Origin of the sequence: Arthrobacter sp. R4 (genome assembly GCF_051365025.1) — a bacterium.
In the GTDB taxonomy this organism is placed as follows: Bacteria; Actinomycetota; Actinomycetes; order Actinomycetales; family Micrococcaceae; genus Arthrobacter.
On sequence record NZ_JBLWIJ010000002.1, the window covers coordinates 1 to 21,918 of the forward strand.

General features: G+C 64.1%; 17 protein-coding genes. 12 read left to right on the forward strand and 5 right to left on the reverse strand.

Annotated elements, in window-relative coordinates; translation table 11 throughout:
- Positions 1–238 precede the first annotated feature (238 nt).
- From ACLKOZ_RS00640 to ACLKOZ_RS00675, 8 genes are all read left to right on the forward strand, one after another.
- Complete coding sequence (locus ACLKOZ_RS00640; RefSeq protein ID WP_436472226.1) at positions 239–712, forward strand: MarR family winged helix-turn-helix transcriptional regulator; 474 nt, start codon at positions 239–241, stop codon at positions 710–712.
- A gap of 109 nt (positions 713–821) precedes the next feature.
- Entirely contained in the window at positions 822–2,759 is a 1,938-nt protein-coding gene (locus ACLKOZ_RS00645) for an MDR family MFS transporter (RefSeq protein WP_436472460.1), read from the forward strand.
- A 124-nt stretch (positions 2,760–2,883) separates the two neighbouring features.
- Positions 2,884–4,617 (forward strand): ABC transporter ATP-binding protein, encoded by a 1,734-nt coding sequence (locus tag ACLKOZ_RS00650; RefSeq protein ID WP_436472227.1) that lies wholly within the window; start codon positions 2,884–2,886, stop codon positions 4,615–4,617.
- Positions 4,614–6,674: an ABC transporter ATP-binding protein gene (locus tag ACLKOZ_RS00655; protein WP_436472228.1), complete on the forward strand. Its 2,061-nt coding sequence runs from the start codon at positions 4,614–4,616 to the stop codon at positions 6,672–6,674. The genes ACLKOZ_RS00650 and ACLKOZ_RS00655 overlap by 4 nt, the downstream gene beginning before the upstream one ends.
- Before the next feature lie 146 nt (positions 6,675–6,820).
- Positions 6,821–7,237: an acyl-CoA thioesterase gene (locus tag ACLKOZ_RS00660; protein ID WP_436472229.1), complete on the forward strand. Its 417-nt coding sequence runs from the start codon at positions 6,821–6,823 to the stop codon at positions 7,235–7,237.
- Positions 7,238–7,313: 76 nt separating this feature from the next.
- A complete protein-coding gene (locus ACLKOZ_RS00665) occupies positions 7,314–7,553 on the forward strand; it encodes a PLDc N-terminal domain-containing protein (RefSeq protein ID WP_436472230.1) in 240 nt (79 codons plus the stop codon).
- Positions 7,554–7,623: 70 nt separating this feature from the next.
- Positions 7,624–9,849, forward strand: a complete 2,226-nt coding sequence (locus tag ACLKOZ_RS00670) for an McrB family protein (protein WP_436472231.1) — start codon at positions 7,624–7,626, stop codon at positions 9,847–9,849.
- 166 nt (positions 9,850–10,015) lie between these two features.
- Positions 10,016–11,212, forward strand: coding sequence for an McrC family protein (locus ACLKOZ_RS00675; RefSeq protein ID WP_436472232.1), 1,197 nt, complete (start codon positions 10,016–10,018; stop codon positions 11,210–11,212).
- A gap of 29 nt (positions 11,213–11,241) precedes the next feature.
- Here ACLKOZ_RS00675 and ACLKOZ_RS00680 read toward each other — a convergent pair whose 3' ends face one another.
- Entirely contained in the window at positions 11,242–12,897 is a 1,656-nt protein-coding gene (locus ACLKOZ_RS00680) for a sensor histidine kinase (RefSeq protein ID WP_436472233.1), read from the reverse strand.
- 102 nt (positions 12,898–12,999) lie between these two features.
- Between ACLKOZ_RS00680 and ACLKOZ_RS00685 the strand changes: the two genes are divergently transcribed.
- Positions 13,000–13,773: a response regulator transcription factor gene (locus ACLKOZ_RS00685; RefSeq protein ID WP_337346403.1), complete on the forward strand. Its 774-nt coding sequence runs from the start codon at positions 13,000–13,002 to the stop codon at positions 13,771–13,773.
- On the opposite strand, the gene ACLKOZ_RS00690 is transcribed toward ACLKOZ_RS00685, so the two are convergent.
- The 3 genes from ACLKOZ_RS00690 to ACLKOZ_RS00700 all read right to left on the reverse strand — a co-directional run bounded on the left by ACLKOZ_RS00690 (position 13,746) and on the right by ACLKOZ_RS00700 (position 15,668).
- Positions 13,746–14,156 (reverse strand): Hpt domain-containing protein, encoded by a 411-nt coding sequence (locus ACLKOZ_RS00690; protein WP_436472234.1) that lies wholly within the window; start codon positions 14,154–14,156, stop codon positions 13,746–13,748. The genes ACLKOZ_RS00685 and ACLKOZ_RS00690 overlap by 28 nt on opposite strands.
- 583 nt (positions 14,157–14,739) lie before the next feature.
- Entirely contained in the window at positions 14,740–15,213 is a 474-nt protein-coding gene (locus ACLKOZ_RS00695) for a very short patch repair endonuclease (RefSeq protein ID WP_376045353.1), read from the reverse strand.
- 20 nt (positions 15,214–15,233) lie between these two features.
- Positions 15,234–15,668, reverse strand: a complete 435-nt coding sequence (locus tag ACLKOZ_RS00700) for a pyridoxamine 5'-phosphate oxidase family protein (protein ID WP_436472235.1) — start codon at positions 15,666–15,668, stop codon at positions 15,234–15,236.
- Positions 15,669–15,888: 220 nt separating this feature from the next.
- On the opposite strand from ACLKOZ_RS00700, the gene ACLKOZ_RS00705 reads away from it, so the two are divergent.
- Positions 15,889–17,616 (forward strand): purine-cytosine permease family protein, encoded by a 1,728-nt coding sequence (locus ACLKOZ_RS00705; RefSeq protein WP_436472236.1) that lies wholly within the window; start codon positions 15,889–15,891, stop codon positions 17,614–17,616.
- Positions 17,617–17,753: 137 nt separating this feature from the next.
- A complete protein-coding gene (locus ACLKOZ_RS00710) occupies positions 17,754–18,824 on the forward strand; it encodes an alkene reductase (RefSeq protein ID WP_436472237.1) in 1,071 nt (356 codons plus the stop codon).
- A gap of 197 nt (positions 18,825–19,021) precedes the next feature.
- Here the strand turns inward: ACLKOZ_RS00710 and ACLKOZ_RS00715 are convergent, their stop codons facing one another.
- Positions 19,022–19,339, reverse strand: coding sequence for a hypothetical protein (locus ACLKOZ_RS00715; protein ID WP_436472461.1), 318 nt, complete (start codon positions 19,337–19,339; stop codon positions 19,022–19,024).
- Between the two features lie 124 nt (positions 19,340–19,463).
- On the opposite strand from ACLKOZ_RS00715, the gene ACLKOZ_RS00720 reads away from it, so the two are divergent.
- Positions 19,464–21,866, forward strand: coding sequence for a Tex family protein (locus ACLKOZ_RS00720; protein WP_436472238.1), 2,403 nt, complete (start codon positions 19,464–19,466; stop codon positions 21,864–21,866).
- Positions 21,867–21,918 lie beyond the last annotated feature (52 nt).

Genomic DNA, 21,918 nt, shown 5'->3' on the forward strand with positions numbered 1-21,918 from the left:
TCAAAGCTGGTTTCGCCGCTGACGGCCCCAACGTCGTCGTCGTTGAGACCCTGCTCAAAATGTTCGGCCCCACCCACCTGGACTACTGAGCACCTGCTCCACAGCCGCGCGGGCTGGCAGCTATTAGCTGCCAGCCCGCGCTTTGTGGTTTAAGGACAGTCCGGCGCGATTAGTTTCCTAAAGCAACCTTTTGGGTATATAGTTGCCTCAGGCAAACAATCAAGGAGCGTCCAGACCCATGTCAGTTGCGCCGGATACCGCGGCAGACCTCGTCTACCAAATATTTGACCTCCAGCGTGCGGTGCGATGCGTCGCCACAGCCAGCCTTCGCGGACAGGAAACCGGTGTGGCGCTGCAGGGCGTACTCCGGTTTGTGGGGGAGGGGGAGACCCGCGCCACGCGGCTGGCCGAGCGGCTTGGCGTCAGCGCCCCGGTCCTCAGCCGCCATATCGCCGAGCTGGAGGAACAGGGCTATGTCACCCGCCGGCAGGATCCCGACGACGGACGGGCCCAGCTGGTTGCCCTGACCTCCGAAGGTGCGGGCAAGCTGCGCCATATCGAGGAACAGCGCACGGCGGCGCTGCAGGACTACCTCCGCGAATGGAGCCAGGAGGACGCCGAGGACACGGCAAAGATCCTTCGGAAACTCACCGGATCCCTCAAACATTCAGCCCGGGCAAAGGCGGCCGGACCCAGTACAACCAACCACTAGGAGCAGATTTATGGCCAGCCACGCCGCCGCCCCCGCATCATCGCCCACCCTGTCCCAACAGCCGCCAACCCCGCTGGCACCCGGACCAGGTCCGGAAGCGCAGCCGGCGATGTCGCACCGCCAGATCATGGAAGCCCTGACCGGGCTCCTGGCCGCCTTCTTCACCGCCATCCTGAGCAGCACCATCGTGGCGAATGCCCTGCCCACCATCATGTCCGAACTCAAAGGCACCCAGACCGACTTCGCCTGGGTCATCACAGCAGCCCTGCTGGCCAACGCTGCCACCACCCCCATCTGGGGCAAACTCGCTGACCTGTTCGACAAGAAGCTGCTGGTCCAGCTCAGCATCGTGGTGTTTGTGGCCGGCTCCGTCATGGCTGGCCTGTCCGAGACGATTCCGCTGCTGCTGACTGCCCGCGTGATCCAGGGAGTGGCGATGGGCGGGCTGACAGCGCTGGCCCAGGCCATCATCGGATCCATGATCCCGCCCCGGGACCGCGGCAAGTACTCCGGCTACATGGGCGGCGTCATGGCCGTGGGCACGGCCGGCGGGCCGCTTTTGGGCGGATTCATCGTGGACAGCCCGCTCGGCTGGCGCTGGACGTTCTTCGTCTGCGTGCCGCTCGCCGTCGTCGCCCTCATCCTGCTCCAGGTCACGCTCAAAATCCCGCACGTCAAGCGTCCGGCCAAGATCGACTGGCTCGGCTCCATCCTCCTCACATCAGGGGTAAGCCTGCTCCTGATCTGGGTATCCTTCGCCGGCAACCCGGACTACTACGACTGGTGGTCCTGGCAGTCAGGGCTGATGGTGGGTGGCGGAGTCCTGCTGCTCGCGCTGCTGGTGCTGGTGGAGTCCAAGGTGGAGCAGCCCATCATTCCGCTCAAGATCATCTCCGAGCGGACCACCGCCCTGGCCATTCTCGCCTCGGTGGCAGTGGGTGTGGCCATGTTCGGCTCGTCAACCTTCCTGGGCCAGTACTTCCAGGTGGCCCGCGGCGCCACCCCCACCGAAGCGGGCCTGCTGACCCTGCCCATGATCGCCGGTAACCTCATCGGTTCCGTGGTGTCGGGCCAGCTGATCAGCCGCACCGGCAAATGGAAGCGCTACCTCGTGGGCGGGTCCATCCTGCTGATCGCAGGCCTGGGCCTGGCCGGCACCGTGGACCACACCACCGAGCTGTGGCTGACCGGCGTCTACACTGCCATCCTGGGCCTAGGGCTGGGCATGGTGATGCAGAACCTGGTCCTTGCCGTGCAGAACACGGTCAAGGCCGCGGATATCGGCACCGCCAGCGCTTCGGTTGCCTTCTTCCGCTCCGTTGGCGGCGCGATCGGCGTATCGGTCCTGGGCGCGGTACTGGGCACCCGCGTCACCCAACTCGCCAACGAAGGGCTTGCCGCCGCCAACATCCCAGTGCAGGGCGACGGTGCCGGCGCCAGCATGGATCTTGTGGACCTTCCCGAACCCGTCCGCGAAATCATGCGTGCCGCTTACGGTGACGCCACGGCGCAAATCTTTCTGATCTCCGCCGTCATCGGCGTGATCGCCTTGGTGGCGGTCCTCTTCATCAAGGAGAAGCCGCTCCGCCGCACGGTTGACGTCCGTCCGGAGGGTGACGGCGCGGAAGCCGTGGCGGCTTCGCTTCCGGCAGCACCTTCGGCCGCGGCGGGCACGACGGCGGCACCCGGACCGAGTGCGGACGTGGACGATATAGACCGTGAGTTCGTCGAGGTGCTGAGGCGGCAGCGCAGCAACGAAAGCGGCACCGGACGCGGAACGGAGGCAGCTGCCGTGAAGATGGTGCCCTTGATCCTGGAGACGCAGCAACTGCTCGCCGAACAGCAGCTTCAGCTTTCCGAAGCAATGACTTCGGTCCAGCGGCAGGCGGCCCTCCAGCAGGAAATTGCCGCTGAGCAGGCGAAGACGGCCTCCATGCTGAAGGCCTTGGCTAAGGAACTCGGCAAGGAACGGAAACTGCAGAAGGCGGCCGCGCATTACCTGGCCTCCGGCGGCAAACAAAAGGACCACAGTACGCCGATTGGATGATCTTTGGGTGCAGATGTTTCGCACGGGCAACAGATTTCGTAGAGTGGGAAGGCTAAGAATGTCAGCCCCGGCTGCTAGTACTTATCCACACCATTTCGCGCTCTCTCCCTAAGGATCCGTGGGCATGCTCCTCACCCTCATACGGCGCTATTCCAAGCCGTATATGCCGTATATCGTTGCCGTCATCGTGTTCCAACTGGCGTCCACCATCGCGGCGCTCTACCTTCCCAGCCTCAACGCCCAGATCATCGATGAAGGCGTCTCCCGTGGGGACACTGATTTCATCTGGCGGACCGGCGGCGTGATGCTGCTGGTCGCCTTTATACAGGTCGGAACCGCGATTGCCGGTGTGTACTTCGGCTCCAAGGCGGCCATGGCCATGGGACGCGACCTGCGCCGTGGGGTCTTCCGAAAGGTCACGAGCTTTTCGGCCAAGGATGTGAACACCTTCGGCGCGCCCACCCTCATCACCCGCGGCACGAACGACGTCCAGCAGGTCCAGATGCTGGTGCTGATGGGGCTGAACTTCATGGTGGCCACGCCCATTATGTGCATCGGCGGCATCATCATGGCGCTTCGCGAGGACATCAGCCTGTCCTGGCTTGTCTGGGTCTCCGTACCCGTGCTGATCGTGGTGGTGGGCTACCTGGTAGTCCGGCTGATGCCGCTCTTCCGCTCCATGCAGAAGAAGATCGACCGCATCAACGCTGTCCTGCGCGAACAGATCATCGGCATCAGGGTGGTGCGCGCCTTTGTCCGCGAACCCTATGAAACTGAACGCTTTGGCGAGGCCAACAAGGAACTGACCGACGTGTCGCTGAAGATCGGCTCACTGTTTGTCCTGATGTTCCCTGCCATCGGCATGATCCTGCACCTGTCCACCGCCGCCGTGCTGTGGTTCGGCGGTCAGCGCGTTGATTCCGGTGAGATGCAGGTGGGCGCCCTGACAGCGTTCCTGCAGTACCTGCTCCAGATCCTTATCGCGGTGATGATGGGAACATTCATGGCCATGATGATCCCGCGCGCCTCGGTGTGCGCGGACCGCATTGGTGAGGTGCTCGACGTCGAACCCTCCATCCACGACCCCCAACGGCCGGAAACTCCCGCCACCCTGGCCGGCGTGGTTGAATACCGGAACGTCACCTTCGCCTACCCCGGTGCTGAGTCGCCGGTGCTGAGCAACATCAGCTTCACCGCGAAGCCGGGGGAGACCGTGGCGATCATCGGGTCCACCGGTGCAGGAAAAACCTCGCTGCTGTCCCTGTTGCCGCGCCTCTACGACATCGCTGAGGGCGAGGTACTCCTGGACGGTGTGTCCGTGGCCAACCTGGACCGGGCCGAGATCACCAAGCGCGTGGCCCTCGTGCCGCAGCGGCCCTACCTTTTCTCCGGCACCATCGAGCACAACCTGCGCTTCGGCAAGACTGAGGCCACCGACCAGGAACTCTGGGACGCGCTGCACGTGGCCCAGGGTGAGGACTTTGTCCGCGAGAAGAAGAACGGGCTCAACGCCCGCATCGCCCAGGGCGGCACCAACGTCTCCGGCGGCCAGCGGCAGCGGCTCTGCATTGCGCGGGCCCTGGTCACGAAGCCCAGGGTGTACCTTTTCGACGACTCTTTCTCGGCGCTGGACGTAGCCACCGACGCCAGGCTCCGTGCGGCCTTGAAGCGGACTACCGCCGACGCCACCGTGATCATCGTGGCCCAGCGCATCTCCACCATTACCGAGGCGGACCAGATCCTGGTCCTGGACAACGGTCGGATCGTGGACCGGGGCACCCACGAGGAGCTCTTGGAAACCTCGCCCACTTACCAGGAAATTGTTGAATCCCAGCTGAGCGTGGAGGAAATGGCATGAGCGCCCCTAAGAATGACTCCACAGGCTCGACCACTGAAACGCCGGATTCCGTGGCATCGCCCGAGGTCCTGGAAGACGACGAATTTTTCGAGGAGGAGTACAAACCCTCGGAGGCCGACGGCGACATGTTTGGCGGCGTCCCCGCCAAGAAGGCGGAACACTTCTGGCCCTCCGCCAAGCGCCTGATGGGGCTGTTGAAGCCCGAAGCTGCTGGCATCTACGCCGTGGTTGCCCTGGTGGTGGTCGCGGTGGTCCTGAACGTTATCGCCCCCAAGATCCTGGGCCAGGCCATGGACGTGATCTTCGGTGGAGTAGTGGGCAAGCAGCTCCCCGCCGGCGCGAGCAAGGAAGAGTTCGTGGAAGGGCTCCGCCAGCAGGGGCAGGACAACTTTGCGGACATGATCTCGAAGATGGAGCTGGTGCCCGGAAGCGGCATCGACTTCCAGAAGCTGTCCTTCCTCATTGCCATCGTGCTGCTGATGTACTTTGTGGCCAATATCTTCCTGTGGCTGCAGGGCTACGTCCTGAACCGCATTGTCATGAAGGTCATCCGCCAGCTTCGCGACGACACCGAGAAGAAGCTGAACCGGCTGCCGCTGAACTACTTCGACACCCGGCAGCGCGGCGACGTCCTGTCCCGGGTGACGAACGACGTCGACAATATCCAGCAGGCGCTGCAGCAGGCCTTCGCGCAGCTGATCAACTCGCTGCTGACGGTCATCGGCATTGTGGTCATGATGTTCATCGTTTCCTGGCAGCTGGCGCTGATTGCCTTGATCGCCCTGCCGCTGTCAGGTGTCGCCGCCGGCATCATCGGATCACGCAGCCAGAAGCTCTTCGCTGCGCAGTGGAAGAACACCGGCGCTCTGAACGGTCAGATCGAAGAGTCCTTCTCCGGCCACGACCTGGTGCGTGTCTTCGGCCGCGACGCCGACATGCTGGAGCGTTTCGAGGAACGTAACGAGGCCCTGTACAAGGCAAGCTTCGGCGCCCAGTTCGTCTCCGGCATCATCTTCCCGGTGATGCAGTTCGTCTCCTACCTCAGCTACGTCGGCATCGCCGTGGTGGGCGGCCTCCGCGTAGCCTCCGGATCCATGTCCCTGGGCGATGCCACGGCGTTCATCCAGTACTCGCGTGAGTTCACCCAGCCGCTGGGTCAGATGGCCGGAATGGCCAACATGCTCCAGTCCGGCGTGGCTTCCTCGGAGCGGGTCTTTGAATTCCTGGACGCCGACGAGCAGGATGCGGAAACCGCCACCGACCACCTTCCGGCCAAGACCGACGGGCATGTGGAGTTCCAGGACGTCACGTTCAGCTACACCGAGGACAAACCTTTGATCGAGAACCTGTCCTTCACGGCTGAGCCCGGGCACACGGTGGCCATCGTCGGGCCCACCGGCGCCGGCAAGACAACACTGGTGAACCTGGTGATGCGCTTCTACGAGCTCAACTCCGGGTCCATCACCCTGGACGGTGTGGACATCACCACCCTGAGCCGTTCCGAGCTTCGCTCGAAGGTGGGCATGGTGCTCCAGGATGCCTGGCTCTTTGGCGGTTCCATCTACGACAACATCCGGTATGGCAACCTAGACGCCACCGAGGAGCAGGTCATGGCAGCAGCCAAGGCCACCTTCGTGGACCGCTTCGTCCGCGCGCTGCCGGAGGGCTACAGCACGGTGATCGACGAGGAGGGCAACAACGTCAGCGCCGGCGAAAAGCAGCTCATCACCATCGCCCGAGCGTTTGTGGCCAACCCGTCGCTGCTCATCCTCGATGAAGCCACCAGCTCTGTGGACACCCGCACGGAGCTGCTGGTACAGAAGGCCATGGCCGCGCTGCGGACTGACCGGACCAGCTTCGTGATTGCGCACCGCCTCTCCACGATTCGCGACGCCGACACCATCCTGGTGATGGAGAACGGGAAGATTGTGGAGCAGGGCAACCACAAGACGTTGCTCGCGGCCGAGGGCGCCTACTACAGGCTCTACATGTCCCAATTCGCCGGAGCGACTGCTGAGGAATCGCCCGTGGATGACTCGACGGCGGTGCACAGCTGACCGCGCAGGAGGCCGGTACGCGGGCGACTGGTGCGCAGGCGGCCGGAGACACGGCCGCAGGAACACCGGCGGCCGGCGCGGCCGACACCGGAACGGCCGCGGCCGACAACAAGGCAGCACCCCGGCGCATCGAGGTGCTGGTCCCCATGCGCTGGGGCGACATGGACGCCTATGGGCACATCAACAACGTCCAGATAGTGCGGATGCTGGAGGAGGCGCGGATTGGTGCCTTCGGGCCGCCGCGCGGTGCCGGGCTGCCGGGCATCGAGCCTGAGGTGTCCCTCTTCAACGACGTTCCGGAAGGCGTCATGGCGCTGGTGGTGGATCACCATATCCGCTATGTCAGGACCCTGGAATACCGCAATGTCCCGGCCGTGGTCCAGGTGTGGGTCGGAGCGGTGAAGGGCGCCAGCTTCGATATCCACTACCTTGTCCAGGACCCCGTCACCGGTGAGGACTGTGTCCGTGCCAGCAGCCACCTGGCATTTGTTGACGAGGCCACTGGGCGCGTGGTCAGGCTGACGCAGGAGCAAAAAGACCGGATGGCACCGTTCGCCGCCTAAGCCGTTGCGTTGGTCCCGTCCACACCGGAAACTGAAGACCTGGGCCACTGATGGCCCGGACTAAGGAGCTTTAACCATGGCTAAGCTGAAAAAGAAGACTTGGAAAGAAATGCCCCCGGCGGCACGGGCAGGAACTGTGCTGATCGGGATCGCCCAGATGGCGCTGATGGTGGCTGCGCAGCGGGATATCTCGAAGCGCCCGGCGGAGCTCATTAACGGGCCCAAGGCAGCCTGGCGGATGGCCGCCCTGATCAACTTCATCGGTCCCATGGGGTACTTTACCTTCGGCCGGAAGCGGACAGTGACGGGAAAGTAGGCACGCCCGGGTGCACCGGGGTCAGGGTCCTTGGAGCGGGCGTTCAGCTTAACCCTGTAAATTTGAACCCATGACCCCGACCGCTAAAACTGCCATGCCCCGCGCCCTCGGTATCTCCCAGGAGATTGAGGACGCGGCGTGGTTTGTGCTCGGGCCGGGCTTGCAGGGCAGGCCCTCCGCCTTGGACGGCCTGACCCTGACCTGGACATCGGAAGCAGCCGCCGAACTGCACGACCGCCTGGACCGGGGCGTCCCGGATCCTAAGGCGCCCATGATGACCAACTTGCGCCAGAACCTCCAGGACTCGTCCCGTGCTGCCAAGCAACTGGCCGTTGAACTCCTGTTCCTCCAGTCCCTGCCGCTGGCACACGAGGTCAAGTCGCTCAAGGTCAAGCGCGCACGGGTGGCGGAGGCTGCGTCTTGGCTGGAACCGCCGCTGGAACTGCCCGAAGAGCTGTACAAGGGCATGACGGACCACGGCGTCATCAGGGACCGCACAGCAGAATTCAACTGGACCATCTGGGACCACCTCAAGTGGCTCTGCCGTTTTGTGCAGCATGTGGACCAGCAAATTCCGGCCGCCATCAGCAAAGCCCTCAAGGATCCGCTGAAGTTCCACGAGCTTGCGGCCGGCACCCCCGGGGACCAGCCTGCCATCCGGCGCAGCATCGAATACCTGGCGTGGCCCAGCTACTTCGAGCCGGTAGTTGCGGACGTGGAGCGGCAGGAAATCCGGGACGCCTTCGCGTCCTTGGTGGGCGGCGCGAAAGGCGACACCGACGAGGACATCACGGCGGACATCCACCGCATCAGGCTGCACCTGGACGAGCAGGCGGGGCAGCGCATCGACTGGTATGCCCGTCAGCTGGTGAGCCAGTGGCGGAAGGTAGGCGATCCCGGCCGCCGGGCGTGGCTGCTGCGGACCCACAGCGATAACGCCGAGCTGCTTGCCGCCTGGCACGGCGAGGAGAAGGTGACGCTCGACGTCGAACATCTCCGGCTCCTCGACGCCGGGGTGACCGCCGGGCTGGTTCAGCACGCGGTGGACGAGGACTACAAGCACCTCGGCTACGTCGAACGCGAGGACACCAAAACCGCCGTCTTTGCGATCCTCACAGTCATGAAACCGGGCGACCTTGTCCTGTACCAGAGCTCCGGAAAGGTGCGGCTTGGAGTCGTGCTGGGGGAGCCGGAGTACAACGACGACAACCGCCGGATCCGCCGCAAGGTGCGCTGGTTCGACGAAGCCCACACCACCACCGACCTTCCCCGCCATGTGCAGCGTCAGCTCGCCACACCGGGGATCGTCGTGGACGTCACCAAGGTTGTACAGGCCCTGCAGGCGCTGCTGCCCGCCGAGGCGGAACCGGAAGACGACGACGCCGGTGCTGCCGCCGTCGTTCCCCACCAGGAGGGTTTCCGTCCGCTGACCCGGGAATTCGCCGATTCGCTGCACATGGACCTGGAACCGCTGCAGGAGATCGCGGAACTGCTGGAGGAGAACCGCCAGCTGGTGCTCTACGGCCCGCCCGGCACCGGCAAGACGTACTTGGCCAAGCATCTCGCCGCGGAACTGGCTGATGACAGTACGGATGAGCGCGTGAAGCTCGTGCAGTTCCACCCCTCATACGCCTACGAGGACTTCTTCGAGGGCTACCGGCCGGACAAGACCGACGAGGGCCAGGTCTCCTTCAAACTCGTCGCAGGACCGCTGCGCCGGCTGGCCGAGGAAGCCGCCAAACCCGGGAACGAAAAGAAGCCCTACTTCCTGATCATCGACGAGATGAACCGGGCCAACCTCGCCAAGGTGTTCGGCGAGCTGTACTTCCTGCTGGAATACCGGGACGACCGGATCTACCTGCAGTACAGCCCCAACGAGCCGTTCACCCTGCCGGACAACCTCTACATCATCGGCACCATGAACACGGCCGACCGCTCCATCGCCATGATGGACGCGGCCATCCGCCGCCGCTTCGCTTTTATCGAACTTCACCCGCAGACCGAACCCGTACGGGGTTCGCTGCTGCGCTTCCTGCAGGCCCGCCAGCTGGACGCCACGCCCGCGCTGCTGCTGGACGCCCTGAACGCCGCGATCGATGAGTGGGACCGGGACCTGATGATCGGGCCGTCGTACTTCATGAAGCCTGCCGCCCAGACCCCCGCCGGGCTGCGCCGGATCTGGAAGTACGAGCTGATGCCGCTCCTCGAGGAGCACTACCACGGTCAGTTGACCCGGGCGCAGCTTGAGGAGCGCTTCGGGCTGGACCAGTTGCTGGGACGCCTTGCTGCCAGCTAGGCCGGCCCAGGCCCCCTCGCTGGCAACGGGACGGACAGCCGGAAATGCAGCCGGCGAGCCCGCCGGAGGGCCAGCCGGAAAAGCTGCCGGCCAGGCGCTCAGAACAGCAACCGTCCAGCCAGGGGCGGGACGCCGGGGACCCGGCAACCCTTCGAGGCACCTGGTCTTGGACGAGCTGTCCAATGGCATAGTGGACCGGCTCGATGCTGCCAGCGCGGCTTTCCTGAATTCCAGCGGCCTCGCGAAGGCCTCGCCGATGGGCATGGGCCTCTACCGGATCGAACCGGTGGGGAAGGTAGGCTCAGTCCGCACCTCCACGGTCCAGCTGGACGTCCGTCCCAAGGGCCGGCTGGGCCTTAGCCGTCTCCTGTTCCTGCTCAGCTACGCCGGCAACCAGGGCTTCCGGAACGATTCTGTCGCCGCAGCGGAGGACCGCGATCTATGGAGCGCGCTGGCCGAATCCCTGGCCCAGCTCGCCGAACGCGCATTGGGGCGCGGAGTGCTGCAGGGCTACCTCAACGTCGACGAGTCGCTCCGGACCGTGAAGGGCAGGATCCGGATTTCGGACCAGATCTCCCGCCGCCCCGGCATGCTGGTTCCGCTGGAGGTGTCCTACGACGAGTTCACGGAGGATATCGCCGAAAACCGAATACTCCGGGCCGCCCTGGAGCGCATGGGCAAGGTCCCTGGCGTCCGTCCCGAGGTCCTGAGCCGGTTGCGGCAGCTCAAGGGCAAGCTCGACGCCGTGACGCGCCTTCCCTCCGGCGCGCCGCTGCCGCCGTGGTCCCCCAGCAGGATGAACGTCCGCTACCAGGCCGTGCTTCGGCTCGCGGAGCTGATCCTGCGGAACGCGTCCGCGGAGGCAGGGGAGGGGAAGCAGCAGACGGCGTCGTTCGTGGTGGACATGGCCCAGGTGTTTGAGGACTTCGTGGGAGCAGCCCTCCGTGGAGCCATGGCGGCATACCCCGGGGAGCTGCGGCTGCAGTACAACGCCCTCCTCAGCGAAGCAGTGGACGACGCAGACCGGCTCTCCGTGCGGCCGGACGCGGTGCATCTTTTGGGCGGGCGTCCCGTGGTGGTCTATGACGCCAAGTACAAGGCTGCCTCAGACCTAGGCGCCTCCCTGTCCGCTGACCACTACCAGATGCTCGCCTACTGCACGGCTCTGAGGGTGCCTACGGCCTGGCTGGTCTACGCCGGCTCGGGCGAAGTGAAGCTTAGGCGGATCCTCAACACTGACATCGACGTCGTTGAGTTTCCGCTGGACCTTTCCCGGCCGCCGTCGGAGATCCTGGCAGCGGTGGCGGACCTGGCACGGCAGTCCTGGGGCGAAGTGGTCCGGGCCTCCAGGGTGGGAGGCTAAGCGTCCGTCGAGAAATTTCGGCGGGCGTTTTAGACCGGCAGGCGGAACGTGAAAGTGGTTCCCTTTCCCAGCGAGGAATCGACCTCAATGGTCCCGCCGTGGGCTTCCACGATGGCTTTGCTGATGGGCAAGCCCAGGCCCACGCCCGGAATGGCAGTCCTGCGCACGTTGCTGGTGCGGAAGAACTTCGCGAAGACTTCGCCCTGATCGTCGGGGCTCATGCCCATCCCGGTGTCGCTGACCCGACACGTCAAGTGGCCGTCTACCTGTTCCAGTGACACCACGACGTTGCCGCCGTCAGGGGAGTACTTGATGGCGTTCGATACGAGGTTGTCCAGCACCTGGGAGATGCGGGGGCCGTCCACATGGGCGTCGAGCCGCACGGGCGTATCGGCTTTGAGCACTACGCGGGAGGCATCAGCCTTGGGGAGGGCGGCGGACACCGTTGCGCGTACCAGCTCCGCAACGTCCACGGCGTGCGGCGACACGATCAGCTGCCCCTGCCTGCTGACCAGGAGATCGGACACCAAGGTGAGCAGGCGTTCAGAATTGCGCCTGATGATTTCCAGGGGCCCAAGTTGGTCATCTCCGGGATCGTCCTCCAGCAGGATTTCGACGTACCCCAGGATGGACGTCAAGGGCGTCCTGAATTCGTGGGACACGCTGGAGACGAACTCGTCCTTGGCGGCCAGCGCGTTCACAAGGTCGGTCACGTCGCCGAAGACAATGACGGAACCGGCAAACTGCCCGTCGGCGTCCTTCATGGCACGGGCGCTGGTGGTGATGGCGCGCTGTTCCTTGCCTGAACCCAGCCAGACCAGGTAGTCCGTGAAGGTCTCGCCCAGGACGGCCCGGCGCACCGGCCGGTCCTCCACCGGGACCGGTGTGATGCGGTCTGCCGCAAAGACCAGCAGCTGGGATTCGTTCGGGTCCTCGATGTCCTTTGGCCGGGCCAGCTCGTGGTTGGCACGCTGTTTCCGGTTCATCAGGATGTCATGGCCGTCGGCGTCCACCGCTAGGACGCCCAAATGCACGGTGTCGAGAACGGTGTTGAGCAGGGCTTCCTGCTGCTTTGTACTGCGCAGGCTCACCTGGAGCTGCTCGTCCTTCTCCTCCAGGGTGCGCTGCTGGCGCATCATGCTCAGGGTCAGGACGCTCACTGATACGCCGATTCCCAGCATCATGACGGGCAGGAGCAGGGACCTGGACAAGCTGGGGCCTGACACGTCCCCATGGAGCAGCAACGGAACCCAGATGATGGCCAACGGGGCGAAGAAAGAGAGCCAAAGTGAGGCGCGCGGATAATATCCTGAGGCGCAGAGCCAGATCACCGGGAATACCGCCAGGAGGCTGATGCCCGTCAGGCTCTCCTGGCCGCCCTCCCTGCCTACCGCGATGGAGACGAAATCCAGGAGCGGAATGAACAGGAAGCTGGTGTACGGCAGGCGTTCCCACGGCACCAGGTAACACAGGGCCATGAGCACCAGTTGCGAGACCAGGAACGCCACAAAAAGCGGGTTGTCCATAGTCTCAGGGAAAAACGCCCACGTCAGGAACGCTGTGAAAAGCGTGGTGACAAACAGGGGCATCTGGCTCAGGGCAACGCGGTCCGTAAGCCGGTACTCGTGGAAGGGCCGCCGGAAGAATTTCAGGCGGCCCGTGGCCCACGCAACGGGCTCACTCATGGTCAATTGCCGGAGGCTCGGTTAAGTCAAGACGCATGACAGCAGGATATCGGCAGCCAGCTATATACTTCAGACGGTGTCAAGCATGCTGAGGGGGCTGTAATGAGTGATCCACGTGTGGGCCTGGTTATTGAAGACGACCAGGACATCCGGGAACTGGTGCGCACAGTGTTGACGCAGGCAGGCTTTGACGTGACCGTAGCCGGAAGTGGAGCTGAGGGTGTCCTGGCGGCAAAGACCCTGAATCCGGACGTCATCACGCTGGACTTGGGGCTGCCGGACATTGACGGCTTTGAAGTGTCGCGCCAAATCCGGGAATTCTCCGATGCGTACATTGTGATGCTTACGGCCCGCACCGATGAACTGGACACCTTGATCGGCCTGGAGTCCGGCGCCGACGACTACCTGACCAAACCCTTCCGCCCCCGGGAGTTGCGGGCCCGTGTGGCTGCGATGATGCGCCGCCCGCGCGCCGCCGCCGAGCCGGCAGATGCCGCAAGCGCCGCCGACGCGGCCACCCGTGCCGAGCCCAATCCCAGCGGCCGGGGCAACTACACCCACAACGGGCTGGACCTGAGCTACGCGTCGCGCTCCGTGACGGTGGATGGGCAGGAGCTGAACCTGACCCGTACCGAGTTCGAACTCCTGTACGCCCTCCTGGAGGCGGGCCGGACTGTCCGGACCAAATCAGATTTGGTGAGGCGCCTCAGGGACGAGGATTACGACGTCGGCAGTTACATCAGCGAGGCCGATGAACGGTCCGTGGAAGTCCACATGGGAAACCTGCGGAAAAAACTGGGCGATTCGCCGCAGCGTCCGCGTTGGCTTCAGACGGTGCGGGGTGTTGGTTACCGGCTGGCGCCGGTCGAGCGCTGAGCCTGGAGGCGGTGCAGGGTCTGCCGGCTGCACTGATTGATGGTTTTGAGGTATGCCGCCGCGAGCCGGGGAAGGGCAACCGCGACGTCGCTGTGGGCTGAGTCGCTGCGGATGGCGCTCTCCAGATCCAGCGCCAGCCCGGCCAACCGCTCGGCTCCCACCATCTGGCTTGAAGTCTTGAGGCTAAGGATGGCGTCTACGGCACCGTCCAAGTCGCCGGTGGTCAAGGCCAGTCGGAGCCGGCCGATCCGATACGGGAGGTAGTCGATGAAGTTCCCCACAAAGACCGTGCAGTAGCCTTCGTCCTCGTCCAGTTCTTCCCGCAGCCTGTCCAGGACAGACTGGTCTACCAGCGGCCGCCCTGCATCATCAGACTGCGTCATGACGGTCCTTTCCGCTGGGGCCTCCCGCTCCGGAAATGCGGAGGTGGGTTGAGCCATCTTTCCTCCTTCAGATTAGGTCTGTTCCCCCGCCCAGTAAGGGTTTTGGAAAAGAATTGTGGCTTTCTTGATGAGACTGCGGATTTTCCATCCAGGATCAAAGCCAGTGCGGCCAGCACTGCCTGTTCATGGCCCGGGCCACGTCTCGATTGTGGGGAAATGACCGCCTTGTTCCGTGTGTTGAAAACCGTGGTTCTCTCGCTTGGCGTGGGTGCCGCTTTGGTCCCCCCTATGTGGATATCGTGGCTTTGGACGGCTACAACTGGGGGACATCCGCCGCCTGGAGCAGCTGGAGAAGGAAGCTGACTGGCGCATCACCAGCAGCGTTTCTTCCGCAGCGGCCTTCAGCTCCGACTTGCTGGTCAGGCGCAGTTTGCCGGCTCTTCGTAGCTGGCCGGGATTTCGTAGCACGCATGGGCGGGAAAAGCACACGTTCCTTCCCCATAGTTGATCCGTTGGCCGCGCGATCGCGGCAACAGGGATTCCATCCTTGCTGCCGGTACTCAATATGGGCGGCGGCAAAGGATCAAGATCGCCTCAAGTTCCCTTCAGGCGGCTTACGGGACCGTTGGCTTATGGCACCGCCCAGGAACTGGACGAGCTGGGCCTCGAGGGCGGACCCGTCCTTCAGCTCGCATTCCCACACGGTCAATACCTCCCACCCGGCGTCTTCAAGCTGCCTGCGCTGATCGGCGTCGCGGTCCCTGGTGCGTGTGCGCTTGGCTTCCCAGAAGGTGGCGTTCGCCTTGGGGGCGTGCTGGCCCACCCTGCAGTCATGGAAATGCCAAAAACAGCCGTTGACGAAGATGACCTTGCGGCGGCCGGCGAAGACCATATCGGGGTTGCCCGGCAGGCGGACCTTGCCCGCTCCACCATGCAGGCGGTACCGGTAGCCTTTGGCATGCAGGAGGCGGCGGACCAGTAATTCGGGCTTGGTGTTCTTGCCCCTGATCCGGGACATGTTCCAGCTCCGCTGCTCGGGGGTCAGCCTGTCCGCCATAACTCCAGTCTAGGCAGCCCCTAGATGCCGCGCTCCGGCTGCTCGCCAAGCTGGAAATGCCGGCCGCTGAGGGACGTGGGGACGATCTCCACGTAGAAATCCTTGAGTGTGGGGACCCAGCTCTTGAGCCCCAGCTCCTCCACTGCGGCGAGCTCCGAGGAGTTGGTCAGGACCCGGGCTGTTCCCCGCAGGACGACGGACCACGCTTCGTCGGACAGGACTCCATCCGTTTCGAACAGGACCCTGGAATTGATGGTGAGCTGCGCCAGCTTATTTCCGGGCGCCGTCCGCAGATAGATCTTCCGGTCCGAGGTCAGGTAGTTGACCGGGAAAATGTCGGGCTCGCCCGCCACTGAAACCACCAACCGGCCGTGCTTGGTGGCGTCAAGGAGCTGCCAGGACTGCTCGTCGTCGAGTTCCAGGACGGGGTTGCCGTCGGTGTGGTTAAACATCATGGCCCCTATTCTTCTACGTTGCGTAGAAAATGGCTAGGGCTTTGGAGAATTCGCATCCTTTGCCCTAACCCGGGCGACACCTTCATTCATCACTTCACAACGCAGTCAAAAGGTGTAACTGAGTGGAAACAATATCGTGACGAATCCGTCGTACTTGCTGGCTACGGTCGCAAGAGACGTTCCACCAACGTTGTCCCCGCACGGAAAGTGACGCACTCACATGAGTAATGACCTGGAGAGCACGCGACTGCTGGACCCAACCGCGCCCGAAAGTGCCGCCGTCGTCCGCGGTCCGGGGCAAACCCCGACGGCGGGCAACACGGCCGCCCTCAGCGCCACCAAAGAGAGCCTGGAGGATTACACGCTCCGGTTCGCACCGCGTTCATACCGGAAATGGAGCGCGGGCGTAGTTGCCACGAGCGCCCTGGGCGGCATTGCGTATCTGGCCGATTTCTCTATCGGGGCGAACATCGGCATTGCCTACGGCACCACGAATGCGGTCTTTGGCATCCTGGTCGCGGCGCTCATCATCTTTGCCACGGGATTTCCGCTCGCATACTACGCGGCCCGGTACAACATCGATCTGGACCTCATCACACGCGGTTCCGGCTTTGGCTATTACGGATCCGTGGTCACCAACGTCATTTTTGCCACATTTACGTTCATCTTCTTTGCGCTGGAGGGTTCCATCATGGCGCAGGGTCTGGAAGTGGGGCTCGGCATCCCACAGTGGCTTGGGTATGCGGCGTCGACAGTGATCATCATTCCGCTGGTCATTTACGGGATGAACACCTTGGCCAAGCTGCAGGTGTGGACCACTCCGCTGTGGCTCCTGCTGATGGTGGTTCCGGTGGGATATCTGGTCATCTCCCACCCGGAAAGCGTCGACAGCTTCTTCGCCTACACCGGCGAATCAGGGGCAGAAGGACCCAGTGTTGCTTCAGTGATGCTGGCAGCAGGGGTCTGCCTGTCGCTGATGGCGCAGATCGCCGAGCAGATCGACTACCTGCGGTTCATGCCGCCGCGGACCGAGGCCAACAAAGGCGCGTGGTGGCGGGCGGTGATCCTGGCCGGGCCGGGCTGGGTGATCTTCGGGGCAATCAAACAGATTGTTGGCATGTTCATCGCCATCTACCTCATTGCCACGCTCGATCCCGCAGCATCAGTGCACGCAAACGAGCCCGTCCACCAGTTCCTGGGCGTCTACCAGGAGATGATGCCGGCGTGGCTTGCCATGACGCTGGCAGTGGTGCTGGTGGTCATCTCGCAGATCAAGATCAACGTTACGAATGCCTATTCGGGGTCCTTGGCCTGGACCAACAGCTTCACACGCATCACCAAGACCTACCCGGGCCGCATGGTCTTTGTAGTGGTCAACCTGGTCATCGCGCTGGTGCTGATGGAAGCCAATATGTTCGACTTCCTGAACACGATCCTGGGCTTTTACGCCAACTGCGCCATGGCCTGGGTGGTTACCGTGGCGTCCGATATCGCGATCAATAAGTACCTGCTCAAGATCTCTCCGAAGACGGCCGAGTTTCGGCGCGGCATGCTGTACGCGGTGAACCCGGTGGGATTCGTCTCCATGCTGGTCTCTGCGGGGATCTCCATCGCGGTCTTCTTCGGGGCGTTCGGTGGCGCTATCCAACCTTTCTCGCCGATCTTCGCCGTGGGGCTGGCACTGGTCCTGCCTCCGGTCCTGGCGTTGGCGACCCAAGGAAAGTACTACCTCCGGCGCACGGACGACGGCATTGACCTGCCAATGTTTGACGCCGACGGGAACCCGAGCGAGGACAAGCTGCCCTGCCATGTGACCGGGCTGGAGTTTGAGCGTCCGGACATGATCCGCTCGGCCCAAGACGGGCCCGACGGCGAGCCCCAATATGTGTCCTCCCTTGCCCTTTCGACCGACAAGACAGGGAAGTTGGTTTTGCCGGCCCAGACGTAGTTTTTGACGTTTCCACGGTGGGCGGCCCGTGCTTACTGCAAGGGCCGCCCACCGTGTTCCCAATCACAACCGGAATAGTTGCACACGCCAGTCAGTTGGGCAGGGCAGTACCACTTCATTTCTGAAAGGAACTGCGCATGCTGTTTTCCCCGTTGACCCTCGGCGAGCTCGAACTCCCCAACCGCCTGGTGATGGCACCGCTTACGCGCCTCCGCTCCGGCGAGGAAGGTGTGCCCGGCCCCCTCGTCGTGGAGCATTACCGCCAGCGCGCGTCCCTGGGCCTTATCGTCAGCGAAGGTATTTACCCGAGCCCTGCCGGCCGTTCCTACCCGGGCCAGCCCGGGCTGGTCACCGAGGAGCAGGTCGCCGCGTGGAAGCAGGTCACAGACGCAGTTCACGCCGAAGGCGGCAGGATCTTTGCCCAGGTCATGCACGGCGGGCGCGTGTCCCACCAGGACATCACCGGAGGCCATCCGATCGTTGGCCCCAGCGCCGTCGCCATTGAAGGTGAAGTGCGCACCCCGTCGGGCAAGGAGCCCTACCCGGTACCGCACGCGCTCACCTCCGACGAACTGCCAGTCGTGATGGACGAGATCGTCACCGCATCCCGCAACGCCATCGAGGCCGGCTTCGACGGCGTGGAACTGCACTCGGCCAACGGCTATTTGCTGCACGAATTCCTTGCGCCGAACTCCAACGTCCGCGATGACAGCTATGGCGGATCCCCGGAGAACCGGGCGCGCTTTGTCATCGAGACCGTCAATGCCGTGGTCGCAGCACTCGGCGCCAACCGTGTGGGCATCCGCATCTCACCGGAGCACAATGTCCAGGGCATCGCCGAAACGGACCTGGCGGATGTCCGCGCAACCTACGAAGTGCTCCTGGACAGTATTTCGCCGCTCAACCTCGCCTACCTGAGCATCCTGCACCATGAGCCCACGGGCGAGTTGGTCCAGGACCTCCGCGCACGCTTTGATGGGACCTTCCTGGTGAACACCGGCTTCGGTGTTGTCACTACCCGCGACGAAGCCGTGGCCCTGGTGGCCGACGGCCACGCTGATGCCGTGGTAGTGGGCCGGCCTGCCATTGCCAACCCTGACCTGGCCCGCCGCTGGAAGGAAAGCCTCCCGCTGAACGAGCCGGATGCTTCCACTTTCTATGGCGAGGGTGCCAAGGGCTACACCGACTACCCCGCGTACCAAGGCTGACAGCCACATAACGACGACGGCGGCACCCACTTGGGTGCCGCCGTCGCTGGCTGCACGGTGTGCTGTCCCGGCAGCGCGCGCCAAGAAGCCATCCGACGGCTTTTTGGCTCATTTTATGATTGGCCCGCCTGGATCCCTTGGGGTCCGGGCGGTGCTTACATGATATTCCACCGAATGGATTATCGCTAGGGTTTTCGCTAGAGGAATGCCTCGCGGCCCGTCCCCTCACGCATCACCAGCTTGCCGTCCTCAATGGAAACAAGCAGGCTTTTGGGTTTTCCGCTGACCTTGAGGATGCCTTTCAGGCCCCTGTTGGTGATCTCCACGCCCACCTGTGCCCCTTTCGCGGGCAACTCCACTGACGCTTCGAATGCTTCCCCCAGAAGGGGGTTGGTGGAAACTCCGAGGTCGCGACGGACCTCTTTGCCGTTGACCATGACGGTGATGTTGGCCTCGTCGAATCCTTCCTGAAAGACGATGAGCAGTTCCCGCATGGTGGCCTCTTCCTCGAGAATGATTACCTGTGACGGCAACTCCACTACAGCACTTCACGGCCCGTAGCGGAATACCCGGCCTGGCGCGGTGCCTGGGTTGAGGCTGTCGCTGGAGACCGTCAGACCCGTAGGGCAAAATGTTCTGGTGACCCAACTCCCGCACGCCCCGTCCGCCTCCGCATCCGCCCCAACATCGGACAGCGCCATCCACGCCCAGATCGCCGCCGAACTTGGTGTGAAAACCTGGCAGGTCAAGGCTGCGGTGGAACTGCTCGACGGCGGGTCCACCGTCCCGTTCATCGCCCGGTACCGCAAGGAAGCCACCGGGACGCTGGATGACACGCAGCTCCGCGACCTCGACGAGCGCCTGCGCTACCTCCGGGACCTGGAGGACCGCCGTCGTACGGTCCTTGAGGCGATTGCCGCGCAGGGACAGCTGACACCGGAACTGCAGGCGGCCATCCTTGCCGCGGACACGAAATCACGGCTGGAAGACATCTACCTTCCCTTCAAATCCAAGCGGCGCACCAAAGCCCAGATCGCGCGGGAAGCCGGATTGGAGCCGCTCGCCGACGTGCTGCTGAAGCGGCCGGAGCTGGACCCCGAACGCGAGGCCGCCAAGTACTTGAACCCGGAGCACTCCATAGACGACGCCGCTGCCGCGCTCGCCGGAGCCCGCTCCATTCTGGTTGAGCGTGTCGCCCAGGACCCGGACCTTGCCGCCACCCTGCGGGACCGGCTCTGGACTCAGGGCCGGATGGTATCGCGCGTCAAGAAGGGCAAAGAGGCGGAGGGGCAGAAGTTCGCCGACTACTTTGAGTTCGCGCAGGCGCCTTCCGGGATGCCCTCGCACCGCGTCCTAGCCTTGCTGCGTGGCGAGAAGGACGGTGTCCTGGAACTGGATCTTGTTGAGGCAGATCCGACTAACGACGACGCGCTCGCTGCCGCCCGTGCCCGCTACGAGAATGCGGTGGCCAGGTGCCTTGGTGTCGCCGAACGGGGTCGGCCCGCCGACGCCTGGCTGATGCAGACTGCCCAGCTGGCGTGGCGCTCACGTGTACTTGCCCGGTTGACGGCCGACCTTCGCGGACGGTTGTTTACCGCCGCCGAGGACGAGGCCGTCCGGGTATTCGCCGCAAACCTGCGCGACGTTCTTCTCGCGGCACCTGCCGGCAACCGCGCCACCCTGGGGCTGGACCCGGGCCTGCGGACCGGCGTGAAGGTGGCCGTGGTGGATGGCACAGGCAAGGTGGTTGCCACCGACACCGTGTATCCGCACGCACCGGCCCGGAAGTGGGACGAGGCCCTGGCCACGCTGGTCCGGCTGGCGCAGGAGCACAACGTTGAACTGGTGGCCATAGGCAATGGCACGGCGTCCCGCGAGACGGACAAGCTGGCCGCGGAACTGATCAAACTGCTGCCGGCCGCGGAGAAGAAACCGCAGAAACTGGTGGTCTCCGAGGCCGGGGCTTCCGTGTATTCGGCGTCGGCGCTGGCAGCCGCTGAACTGCCCGGGATGGATGTGTCCCTGCGGGGAGCCGTCTCCATCGCCCGGCGCCTGCAGGACCCCCTTGCCGAACTGGTCAAGATCGATCCGAAGTCCATCGGGGTAGGGCAGTACCAGCACGACGTGACGGCGTCGAAACTGGACCGCAGCCTGGACGCGGTGGTGGAGGACTGCGTGAACGCGGTGGGCGTGGACGTCAACACGGCGTCGCCCGCGCTGCTGAGCCGCGTGGCCGGCGTCGGGCCTTTGCTGAGCGAAAACATTGTGGCGTACCGGAACGAACACGGCCCGTTCGCCAAGCGCACCGACCTGAAGAAGGTGCCCCGGCTCGGCGCCAAGGCGTTCGAGCAATGCGCGGGCTTCCTGCGGATCACCGGGGGAGCGGAGCCGCTGGATGCCTCCAGCGTGCACCCGGAGGCGTACGCAGTGGCGCGGAAAATCCTGGTGGCTGCCGGTTCGGCGCCGGCGTCGTCCCTTGATCCGCGGGAGTTCGTGGACGGGACCTTCGGGTTGCCCACGGTCCAGGACATCCTGGCTGAACTGGACAAGCCCGGCCGGGACCCGCGGCCCGCGTTTGCCGCGGCAACGTTCTCGGAAGGGATCGAAAAGATTTCGGACCTCAAGCCCGGCATGGTTCTTGAGGGGACCGTCACCAATGTGGCCGCTTTCGGCGCATTCGTCGACGTCGGAGTGCACCAGGACGGGCTGGTCCATGTCTCGGCGCTGGCCAACCGCTTTGTGTCCGATCCGCGCGAAGTGGTGAAGTCCGGCCAGGTGGTGCGGGTCAAGGTCCTGGAAGCGGATCCCGAGCGGAAGCGTATCTCCCTGACACTGAGGCTCGACGACGAACCCTCACCATCCGGCGGGCGTTCGGAAGCTGGCCGTGGGGCTGGTGGGCGGCCTGAGGCAGGCCGTCAGGATCGCGGGAAAGCTCCGCAGCCGGCAGGCGGCCGGACTGCTGCCCCAAAGTCTGCGCCGAAGCCTGCGCCGGTGAACACGGCCATGGCGGAGGCCCTTCGCAAGGCGGGACTCGGCAAGTAGCTGGTTCCGTTCCCGCTAAGGCGCTCAAGTGAGGACGGGCGGTTCAAGCGAG

Coding starts and splice junctions, on each gene's coding strand:
- ACLKOZ_RS00710 (WP_436472237.1), top strand. CDS start 17,754: ATGCTGTTTTCCCCGTTGACCCTCGGCGAGCTCGAACTCCCCAACCGC.
- ACLKOZ_RS00695 (WP_376045353.1), bottom strand. CDS start 15,213: ATGGCGGACAGGCTGACCCCCGAGCAGCGGAGCTGGAACATGTCCCGG.
- ACLKOZ_RS00650 (WP_436472227.1), top strand. CDS start 2,884: ATGCTCCTCACCCTCATACGGCGCTATTCCAAGCCGTATATGCCGTAT.
- ACLKOZ_RS00660 (WP_436472229.1), top strand. CDS start 6,821: ATGCGCTGGGGCGACATGGACGCCTATGGGCACATCAACAACGTCCAG.
- ACLKOZ_RS00665 (WP_436472230.1), top strand. CDS start 7,314: ATGGCTAAGCTGAAAAAGAAGACTTGGAAAGAAATGCCCCCGGCGGCA.
- ACLKOZ_RS00645 (WP_436472460.1), top strand. CDS start 822: ATGTCGCACCGCCAGATCATGGAAGCCCTGACCGGGCTCCTGGCCGCC.
- ACLKOZ_RS00685 (WP_337346403.1), top strand. CDS start 13,000: ATGAGTGATCCACGTGTGGGCCTGGTTATTGAAGACGACCAGGACATC.
- ACLKOZ_RS00670 (WP_436472231.1), top strand. CDS start 7,624: ATGACCCCGACCGCTAAAACTGCCATGCCCCGCGCCCTCGGTATCTCC.
- ACLKOZ_RS00690 (WP_436472234.1), bottom strand. CDS start 14,156: ATGACGCAGTCTGATGATGCAGGGCGGCCGCTGGTAGACCAGTCTGTC.
- ACLKOZ_RS00640 (WP_436472226.1), top strand. CDS start 239: ATGTCAGTTGCGCCGGATACCGCGGCAGACCTCGTCTACCAAATATTT.
- ACLKOZ_RS00705 (WP_436472236.1), top strand. CDS start 15,889: ATGAGTAATGACCTGGAGAGCACGCGACTGCTGGACCCAACCGCGCCC.
- ACLKOZ_RS00700 (WP_436472235.1), bottom strand. CDS start 15,668: ATGATGTTTAACCACACCGACGGCAACCCCGTCCTGGAACTCGACGAC.
- ACLKOZ_RS00655 (WP_436472228.1), top strand. CDS start 4,614: ATGAGCGCCCCTAAGAATGACTCCACAGGCTCGACCACTGAAACGCCG.
- ACLKOZ_RS00680 (WP_436472233.1), bottom strand. CDS start 12,897: ATGAGTGAGCCCGTTGCGTGGGCCACGGGCCGCCTGAAATTCTTCCGG.